This window comes from Lysobacter enzymogenes (assembly GCF_017168095.1).
In the GTDB taxonomy this organism is placed as follows: domain Bacteria; phylum Pseudomonadota; class Gammaproteobacteria; order Xanthomonadales; family Xanthomonadaceae; genus Lysobacter; species Lysobacter enzymogenes_D.
This window is the reverse complement of the sequence record NZ_LXSD01000126.1, coordinates 1-8883: the sequence shown is the minus strand read 5'-3', so window position 1 is coordinate 8883 and position 8883 is coordinate 1. Positions and strand designations below refer to the sequence as shown.

Sequence of the window (8883 nt, the reverse complement as noted above, 5' to 3'; positions counted from 1 at the left end):
GGCGGCGGAGCTGCGTCGCTGCGGTTGGGTTCCGGCTTTCGCCGGAATGACGGTCTGGGGGTTACGGGGCTTCGGGGGTGTGGCGGCGGGGCTGCGTTGCTGCGGTTGGTCGCGACTTGCGTCGCTCCTACAGTGAGAGACGAAACTCGCCGGCGACCCTGTAGGAGCGGCGCGAGCCGCGACCGCACCCCCAGCGAAAACACCATCGCCCCCAACGCACCGGCACAATACGACCGCATCCCCCCCGCACCCGCATGCTCATCGCCCTCAACAAACCCTACGGCGTGCTCTCCCAGTTCACCGACCGCACCCAACCCCCCAAGCCCACGCTGGCCGGATTCGGCCTGCCCGCCGAGGTCTACGCCGCCGGCCGCCTGGACCACGACAGCGAAGGCCTGCTGCTGCTCACCGACGACGGCGCACTCGCCCACCGCCTCACCGACCCGCGCCACAAGCAGGCCAAGACCTACCTGGTTCAGGTCGAAGGCGAGCCGTCGGAAGCGCAATTGCGGCAACTCAGCGAAGGCGTGAACTTGAACGACGGCCCGACCCTGCCGGCGCAGGCGCGCGCGGTCGAAGCGCCGCAGTGGCTGTGGCCGCGCGACCCGCCGGTGCGTTTCCGCAAGACCGTGCCCGATGCCTGGCTGGAACTGAGCCTGCGCGAAGGCCGCAACCGGCAGGTGCGGCGGATGACCGCGGCGGTGGGACTGCCGACGCTGCGCCTGATCCGCGTCGCGATCGGCCCGCACCGGCTCGACGGGCTGGCGCCGGGACAGTGGCGCGCGCTTTAGCGGTAAATCGGCAGCTCCGTCGCGCGCTTGAACCACGCCGGGACGCGCTCACCGCAGGGTTTATCGCTTACCGCCCGATCTACCCGCGCCAGCGCGCGCTCACCGCGCGCAATAGCGCAAGGCCTCGTCGAGCGTGCGCACTTCCACCCCGCCGCAGACCGGCGCCGGCACCACGCAATCCAGGTAGGGCCGCGCCCAGCGCCGCGATTCGGCCTTGCCGGCGATCATCGCCGGCGCGCCGGCGCGGGCCGCGCAGCGCGCGTGCGCCCGGTCCACGTAGGCGCGGCAGTCGGCCGGCGCCAGCCGGTCGCTGCCGGCCGCGCCGCGCTCGCACAGGCCGTAGGCGGTGTCGCGCCACAGGGCGAAGAACTCCTCGCGCGGAATCGGCTGGCGCTCGATCTCGGCCAGCCGATAGCGCGGCACCGGCGCGGCGAACCAGTGCAGGTAGGCGAAGGCGGCGACCGCGACCAGGGCGATCAGCAGCAAAAGGCGTTGCATGCGCGAAACCTCGGCGCAGTTCGGGGGCGCGGCATTCTCGCGGATCGGCGCGGCGCTGACGAGGCTCGACGCCGCCGCCTCGCCATAAGGACACGACGCGCGAAGCGGCGCCGATCGGCCGCCGCCGCGCGCCGGCGCCGGCTCACCTTCGCTCACCGCCGCCTGCTATCGCCCGCGCATTGCCGCCGCGACCGCGGTCGCAGCTCGCCGGCGGCGCTGAGAAACCGTCCCGGTTTGGTCCCACGCAGCGCTGGCGCGGCCCGCGCGCGCGGCCGTAGCGTCGGCGCTAGCTACGCGCCTGGCGCTGCGCCACTCGCGGTCTGCTCACCGGAGGAGCCCGACCCATGTCCACCCTGCGTTCCCTGTCCCTCGGCGTCGGCTTCGCGCTGGCCGCCGGGGCTGCGTCCCTGCTCCACGCCCCGGCCGCGCGCGCGGCCGAAGAACCGTTGCCGTTCGAACTGGCGCCGCCGGTGGTCGAGGACATGCTGATCACCCCGACCCCGCAGTCCGGCGAAGGCAACGCCCTGCTGCAGCTGATCTACGCCAAGGGCCAGCAATTGCCGGCGCAGATCGCCTTCAACGTCGGCGACAAGCCGGTCGCGCTGCGCCGCGACGACAAGGACCCGCAGCTCTACAGCGCCGCGATCGCGTTCGACTTCGACGGCTTCGTCAAGGAGCAGTCCGAGCGCCAGCAGCTGGCCGGGCAGAAGCTCACCGTGCCGACCTTCGTCGGCCGCGAGTTCCGCGGCGAAGCGCCGATGGCCTTCCTCGACCCGGAGACCCTGCGCAGGCAGATCGAGCTGGCGTTGCCGATCCGGATCCCGTTCCCGGTGGTGTTCGGGCCGCCGGCGATCGTCCGGCCCGAGCGTTCGCTGTTGGTCGTCTCGCCCAGCGTGATCGAAGACCCGACCCGCACCTTCGACCAGTGCACCGGCGCCGGCAACCCCAGCGGCGCGTGGACCTTCAACACGCTGATGACCAACATCGCCAACCAGCCGGTCACCGGCGTGAACCCCGCCGACTTCGTCGAGAACTGGCTGCGCCAGTGGGGCAGCACCCAGACCATCAACACCTTCCCCGCCGCGGCGCGCGCGCAGGTCATCAACCAGGTGCTCAACGCCTGGAGCCGCGACAGCGTCACCGGCAAGCTCGACTTGAAGAAGTCGCCGCTGCGCCTGCTGGCGATCGTCAACCGCATGGACCTGCGCACCAACTCGGCCTACGGCGGCGGCACCGCCGGCGAAGGCCGGTTCGTGTTCGGGGTGATCCGGCGCAACGCCAGCGGCAGTTGCTCGGTGTTCCCGTTCACGGTGATCCTCGAATACGGCATCCCGATCACCGGCTGCACCAACATCCGCAGCTACGCCCGCCAATGGGGCGCGCTGGGCACGCTGACCCTGGGCTCGCCGGCCTACAACTCGCAGCTGCAGGTCATCACCGACCGCTTCACCGCGGCCAACGCCGCCCCGTCCAAGCCCAACCGCAGCGCGATCAACCAGGTGCGCACCAACGAGTTCCTGCAGAGCCCGTGGGAACTGCGCGAGTTCGCCATCGCCCGCGGCGCCACCCAGCTGACCATGACCACGGCCAAGCAGACCCCGCACCACAGCCTCAACAACTCGATCCTGCTCGGCGACTACATCTTCGAGTTCGGGCCGCAGATCCTGGCCAACACCTACCAGGTGCCGCTGCTGTACCAGGGCCAGCGCATGCTGACCGGCGCGGTGCCGAACGGTCCGCCGCAGCTGTTCTGGAACGGCCCCGGCGCCGGCAACGACGAGCGCAACAAGTTCTCGCTGAACACCTGCAACTCCTGCCACGGCAAGGAAACCGCGACCAACACCTTCCTCCACATCGAAAACCGCGCATCCGGCACTCAGGCGGTGTTGTCGAAATTCCTGATCGGCAACGGCACCCTCGCCAGCCCGAGTACCTACAACGTGACCGATCCGTTCAGCGGTTCGAACCGCATCTACGGCGATCTGTTCGCCCGGCAGAGCCAGCTGGCCGCGCTGCAGAACAACGCCTGCCTGTCCGGCGGCGTGTTCCACGAAGCGCTGAGCGTGCCGCTGCTGGCCACGCACTGACGCCGCAACGCCGCAGCGACCGCGAGCAGGCGCCTTCGGGCGCCTGTTCGCGTTTGCGCGGCGCGGCGGCGCTCAGCCCGGCGTCTTGTCCGCCGCCGCCGCCGGCAGCGGCACCGAGTTGGCCCCCGGCCGGCTCAGCAGCCACACCCCGCCGAGCACCACCGCGGTGCCGATCAACTGGATCGCGGTGATCTTCTCGCCGAGCACCCAGGCGCCGAGGAACACCAGCGACACCGGCCCGATCACCGAGAACTGCGCCGCCGTACCCGCGCCCAGGCGCCCGACCGCGGCCATCGTGAAGGTCACCGGCAGGAAGGTGCAGAACACCGCATTGGCCGCGGCCAGCGCGTACACCTGCCACGGCAGGCCGAACAGCGCCGACGGCGGGCGCGCGATCAGGTAATGGATCAGCACCGCGGCGGTCGACACGATCATCGCCCAGGCCACCAGCTGCAACGAACCCAGGCGCTTGATCAGTTCGCCCGACATCGCCAGATACAGCGCGTAGCTGACCGCCGCGCCGAGCACCAGCGCGCTGCCGAACAGCACGTGCTCGCCTTCCACGCGCAGGTTTTCGACCATCACCAGGACCACGCCGGCATAGCTCACCGCCAGCGCCGTCCACTCGCGCGCGGCGACCCGGCGCTTGAACGCGAACAGGCCGATCAGCAGCACGATGGTCGGATTGAGGAACAGGATCAGCCGCTCCAGCGACACCGGCACGTACTCCAGGCCCCAGAAGTCGAGCAGGCTGGACAGGTAATAGCCGAGCACGCCGAGCACCGCGATCAGGCCCCAGTCGCGCCGCGTCGGCAGCGCGCCGCGGGCGCGCGCGCGGCCGTGCTCGCGCACGCCCAGCGCGGCGAACAGCGGCAGCGAGAACGCCATGCGCAGCGCCAGCACCTGCAACGAATCCACGCCGTAGCGGTATTGCAGCTTGGCCAGGATCGCCTTGGCCGAGAACAGGACCGCGCCGCTGGCGGCGAGGGCGACGCCGGTGCGGCGGGAGGTGGAACTCGAAGCGGGGGACACGGGCGGTTCGTCTCGGCTGGGCGCGGGCGGCGACGGCGGGCGGCGATGGAGGGGGAGGACGGCGGCGGCGGACGTTCGTGGCGTCTACGGCACAGGGTAAGGCCGGCGGCCGGGACGGCGGCGGGGCGACGACCGCGAAGCGCTTTGCCGCGGCGGGCCGTCGGCCGGACGGTGCCGCGGCGATCGGCGTCGCTGCGATCGGTGCCGAACCGGACGGCGTCGGCGCGGCCGCCGGCGCGATCGCGATCAGCCGCCGGCGCTGGCGAAGTCGAGCGCCGCGATCTCGTCGGCCCTGAGCGTCAACCGCGCCGCCGCGATCAACTCCTGCAACTGCGCCACGCTGGTCGCGCTGGCGATCGGCGCGGTCACCGACGGCCGCGCGATCAGCCAGGCCAGCGCCACCTGCGCCGGGGTCGCGCCGTGGCCGGCGGCGACCTCGTCGAGCGCGGCCAGGATGCGCAGCCCGCGCGCATCCAGATACTTCTGCACCGCGCCGCCGCGCGCCCGGCTCTTGCCCAGGTCGGCGCGGCTGCGGTATTTGCCGGTCAGGAAACCGCTGGCCAGCGAGTAGTAGCCGATCACGCCGACGCCGCGTTCGCGCACCAACGGCTCCAGTTCGCGCTCGAAGCCGGCGCGATCGTAGAGGTTGTATTCCGGTTGGAGGCTTTCGTAGCGCGGCAGCCCGTGCCGTTCCGACACATCCAGGGCCTGGGCCAGACGCGCGGCCGAGTAATTCGAGGCGCCGATCGCGCGCACTTTCCCGGCCTCGATCAGGCGGGCGAACGCGCCGAGGGTGTCTTCCAGCGGCACCGTCGGGTCGTCCTCGTGGGCCTGGTAGAGGTCGATGACCTCGGTGCCGAGCCGGCGCAGCGAATCCTCCACCGCCGCCTGGATAGTGGCCGGCGCCAGCCCGCGCCGCGGCGTCCATTTGGCGACCTTGGTGGCGACCACGATGCGCTCGCGGCGCCCGCCGCCCTGGGCCAGCCAGCGGCCGATGATGCGTTCGGACTCGCCGCCCTGATTTCCCGGCACCCACGCCGAATACACATCGGCGGTGTCGACCAGGGCGAAACCGGCCTCGGTGAATGCGTCCAGCAGGGCGAAACTCGTCGCCTCGTCGGCACTCCAGCCGAATACATTGCCGCCGAACGCCAACGGCGCCACGGACAGGGAAGAACGGCCGAGCGGACGCAGGTTCATTGCAGTTTCCTTAATGCGGGAATGTTCATGATGCGCCGCCGCAAACGGGGCCGTCATCGCGGATTTCCTGTGCCTGGACTGGCGGCTGCGACGGGTCGTCGCAGAGCCGTGAACGATTCATCATTCCCGGCGGCGGTTTCGCCTTTATGTGAAGGTTTCTGTTAACTTGCCACACGATTTCCACTCGATTCACATATGCGAATTTCATGTGAATTCCGTGGCAATCCAGCACCTCCAGGAGATTTACAGGACGTGAGCACTCCCGCGACATCCACCGGTCGCATCCTGGTCGTCGACGACCAGGCCGCGAATCTGCGCGTGGTGACCGCCCTGTTGTCCCGCCAGGGTTACGAGGTGGTGGCCGCCTCGACCGGCGACGAGGCCTTGCAGCTGTACGCGCAGTCCCCGCCCGACCTGATCCTGCTCGACGTGATGATGCCGGGCATGGACGGTTTCGAAGTCATGGACGCGCTGCGCGCCGACTCGCCGCTGCGCGTGCCGGTGGTGTTCGTCACTGCCGCCCACGACCGCGACCTGCTGCTGCGCGCGTTCGACGCCGGCGTGGTCGATTACGTCACCAAGCCGTTCCTGCCCGAAGAACTGCTGGCGCGGGTCAACGCCCACGTCGGCCTGAAACTCACCCGCGACCGCCTGGAGCGGGTCGCGCGCGAGCGCGAGGAACTGGTCAACTTGGTCGCGCACGACCTCAAGAACCCGCTGACCAGCGTGCTGTTCGCCAGCGACCTGCTGATCAACAACGGCTGCAAGCCCGAGCGCGTGCCGCGCTATCTGCAGATGATCCACGAGAGCGCCGACGATGCGCTCGGCTACATCCGCCATTACCTGGAAAGCCAGGCCGGCCACCGCGAACGCGCCGAGCACGGCGCCCGCGCGGACCTGGCCGAAACCCTGGACTGGCTGGTGCGCCGCTACGAAATGCAGCTCGACGCGCGCGGCATCCGCGTGCAGGTGCAGCCGCCGCCGAACGGTTCGGCGCAGGTGGCGATGGACTCGCGCGTGCTGCGCCAGGTCAGCGAAAACCTGGTGACCAACGCGATGAAATACGCGCCCGGCGGCGATTTGACCCTGGCCGCGCGCAACAGCGCGCCCGGCTTCTGGCAGCTGATCGTCGCCGACCGCGGCCCGGGCATTCCGGTGGCGCGCCAACGCGAACTGTTCAAACCGTTCGTGCGCCTGCACGACAACGACATCGACGACGGTTTGTCGAGCGGGCTGGGGTTGTCGCTGGCCAAGCAGATCGTGGTCAACGCCGGCGGGCAGCTTTGGTATGAGGAACGCAAGCATGGCGGCTCACGGTTCATCATCGAGTTGCCGGAGGCTTGAGGGACGTCGCGCGGCGCGGTGCATTCGCCGTAATCCCATTGTCGCGGTCGCAGCTTGCGCAGCTCCTACAGGGGGCGACTGTAGGAGCTGCGCAAGCTGCGACCGCGAAAACCCAACCATGACGCAAGCCCAACAAAAAAGCCGCCGCATGCGCGCCGGCTTTTTTATTGTCGCGACCGCGCGCCGAACCGCCGGCGCCGCGCCTGCGCAAACGACGGCTTATTTACTCCGCCGCCGTCTCATCCGCGCCATTGCGCGTGCGGCGGCGCGAACCACCCGACGCCGCACGCCGCGCATCGATGCGCCGGGCCGAGCCTTCGATCGGCTCGCCTTCGGCCTGCTTGCGCGCCTTGCGCCGCGCCGCGGCGTACCACAGCAGACCGGCGCCGGCGACGGCGGCCACGGCGACCACCGGGTTGCGGCGGATGAAGCCGCCGGCGGTGCGCGCGCCGGCCTTGACCACACCGAGCTTGGCGCCGGTCTCGAGCCATTGGCCGGCCTTGGGCGCGGCGTCCTTGAGGTTGGCGCTGATCGCGTGCACCAGTTCCAGCGCGCGGTCGGGCAGGGAATCGAACTTGCTCATCGTGTCGGTCCTGGACGAAGAGAAACGGGTTCCAGTGTCGGCGCGCTACCGTTGAAATTCTGTGAGCGGGGCCGCGCTGGGATGGCTGTGGGCTGAATCGGGCAGAGCATACGACGGGTAGGGGGTGACGTCGTGGTTGGGTTGGCGCGGTCGCGGCTTGCGCCGCTCCTACAGGGGCAAGCGGCGTTGCTTTAGGTGCCGCGCGGTTTGGCGCGGTGCGTCGCGGTTGCGGTCCACGGGTCGTCGGGCCACGGGTGCTTGGGGTAACGGCCCTTCATTTCCTTCTTCACTTCCGGATAGGTGCGCTCCCAGAAACCGCGCAGGTCCTGGGTGACCTGCAGCGGGCGGCCGGCCGGCGACAGCAGGTGCAGGGTCAGGGGCACGCGGCCGTCGGCGATGCGCGGGGTGTCGGCCAGGCCGAACAGTTCCTGCAATTTCACCGCCAGCACCGGCGCCTGCGCTGCGCCGCGGCCGTCGAGGGCGTGGTCGTCGTAGCCGTAATCGATCGCGCGCTCCATGCCCGAGGGCACGACGATGCGGGTCGGCGCCAGCGCGTCGAGCTTCTGCCGCCACGACCAGTCGCACAGCGAACGCAGCGCTTCGCCGAACGCCGCTTCGTCGAGCGCGTCGAGCCGGGTCTTGCCGCTGAGCGCGGGCTTGAGCCACTGGTCGAGGCGTTCGAGCAGCGCGCTGTCGGACAGGTCCGGCAGCGGCGTGTCGCCTTGCGTCAGTTCCGGCATCCACTCGCGCAGGCCGCGCACGCGCGCGCGCCACTGGCGCAGGCCGGGCGTCCACGGCAGCGCGTCCAGGCCGAGCTGGCGCACCGCGTCGACCAGCGCGTCGGCATAACGCGAGGGATCGGGCCGCGCCAACGGCCGGCTGTCGATGACAATGCGATCGTAGCGGCGTTCGCGCACCGCCGCGATGCCGCGCGCGGCGGCGTCCCACACCACCCGGTCTTCGCTGACGAAGCGCTGCGGGAACTCGCGCTCCAGCCGCGCCTGGTCGAGCGGCGCGGCGCGCAGGATGCGCGCATCGCGCGGATCGTCGCGCAGTTCGCTGATCGCCAGCCACGGCTCGCCGTACACCGCGCTGTCGTCGAACAGCCTGGCGCTGCGGCCGTTGGCGAGTTGATAGCGATACGGGTCGCTCGGATGCTGGCGCGCGATGCGGTCGGGAAACGCGTGCAGCAGCAGATCGCCGAGCGCGTGCGCGGGCGCCGACGACGGCGGCGGATGGTCCAGACGCAGGCGCCGGCGCCATTGCTTGCTGGCCTGGTCGAGCGCGGCCAGCGCCGAACGCGAGGCGTCCGCCGGCGCGCGCCCGGCGCGGAACGCGGCCAGCGCCT

The 8883-nt window shown here is 70.6% G+C and carries 8 protein-coding genes; 3 read left to right on the top strand and 5 right to left on the bottom strand.

Annotation, left to right across the window (positions count from 1 at the left end; genetic code table 11):
* Positions 1-254 precede the first annotated feature (254 nt).
* Positions 255-791: a pseudouridine synthase gene (locus tag A7A76_RS03535; protein WP_206409901.1), complete on the top strand. Its 537-nt coding sequence runs from the start codon at positions 255-257 to the stop codon at positions 789-791.
* Positions 792-890: 99 nt separating this feature from the next.
* Here the strand turns inward: A7A76_RS03535 and A7A76_RS03530 are convergent, their stop codons facing one another.
* Positions 891-1289, bottom strand: a complete 399-nt coding sequence (locus A7A76_RS03530) for a hypothetical protein (protein ID WP_206409900.1) — start codon at positions 1287-1289, stop codon at positions 891-893.
* 344 nt (positions 1290-1633) lie between these two features.
* On the opposite strand from A7A76_RS03530, the gene A7A76_RS03525 reads away from it, so the two are divergent.
* On the top strand, positions 1634-3376 hold the full coding sequence (locus A7A76_RS03525) for a hypothetical protein (protein WP_206409899.1): 1743 nt from the start codon (positions 1634-1636) through the stop codon (positions 3374-3376).
* A 72-nt stretch (positions 3377-3448) separates the two neighbouring features.
* On the opposite strand, the gene A7A76_RS26015 is transcribed toward A7A76_RS03525, so the two are convergent.
* Together A7A76_RS26015 and A7A76_RS03515 are read right to left on the bottom strand one after the other, a co-directional pair.
* Positions 3449-4408, bottom strand: a complete 960-nt coding sequence (locus A7A76_RS26015) for an EamA family transporter (protein ID WP_206409898.1) — start codon at positions 4406-4408, stop codon at positions 3449-3451.
* 246 nt (positions 4409-4654) lie between these two features.
* The gene (locus A7A76_RS03515; RefSeq protein ID WP_206409897.1) at positions 4655-5608 is read right to left on the bottom strand and encodes an aldo/keto reductase; all 954 of its coding nucleotides are present in this window, start codon (positions 5606-5608) and stop codon (positions 4655-4657) included.
* A 252-nt stretch (positions 5609-5860) separates the two neighbouring features.
* Here A7A76_RS03515 and A7A76_RS03510 point away from each other — a divergent pair, with 252 nt between their 5' ends.
* Positions 5861-6952: a response regulator gene (locus tag A7A76_RS03510; protein WP_206409896.1), complete on the top strand. Its 1092-nt coding sequence runs from the start codon at positions 5861-5863 to the stop codon at positions 6950-6952.
* Between the two features lie 223 nt (positions 6953-7175).
* On the opposite strand, the gene A7A76_RS03505 is transcribed toward A7A76_RS03510, so the two are convergent.
* Both A7A76_RS03505 and A7A76_RS03500 read right to left on the bottom strand, forming a co-directional pair.
* Positions 7176-7535, bottom strand: coding sequence for a hypothetical protein (locus A7A76_RS03505; protein WP_206409895.1), 360 nt, complete (start codon positions 7533-7535; stop codon positions 7176-7178).
* Between the two features lie 191 nt (positions 7536-7726).
* On the bottom strand, positions 7727-8883 hold a 1157-nt coding region (locus A7A76_RS03500), incomplete at its 5' end, for an ATP-dependent helicase C-terminal domain-containing protein (protein WP_206409894.1).

Coding starts and splice junctions, on each gene's coding strand:
- A7A76_RS03530 (WP_206409900.1), bottom strand. CDS start 1,289: ATGCAACGCCTTTTGCTGCTGATCGCCCTGGTCGCGGTCGCCGCCTTC.
- A7A76_RS03505 (WP_206409895.1), bottom strand. CDS start 7,535: ATGAGCAAGTTCGATTCCCTGCCCGACCGCGCGCTGGAACTGGTGCAC.
- A7A76_RS03535 (WP_206409901.1), top strand. CDS start 255: ATGCTCATCGCCCTCAACAAACCCTACGGCGTGCTCTCCCAGTTCACC.
- A7A76_RS03515 (WP_206409897.1), bottom strand. CDS start 5,608: ATGAACCTGCGTCCGCTCGGCCGTTCTTCCCTGTCCGTGGCGCCGTTG.
- A7A76_RS03525 (WP_206409899.1), top strand. CDS start 1,634: ATGTCCACCCTGCGTTCCCTGTCCCTCGGCGTCGGCTTCGCGCTGGCC.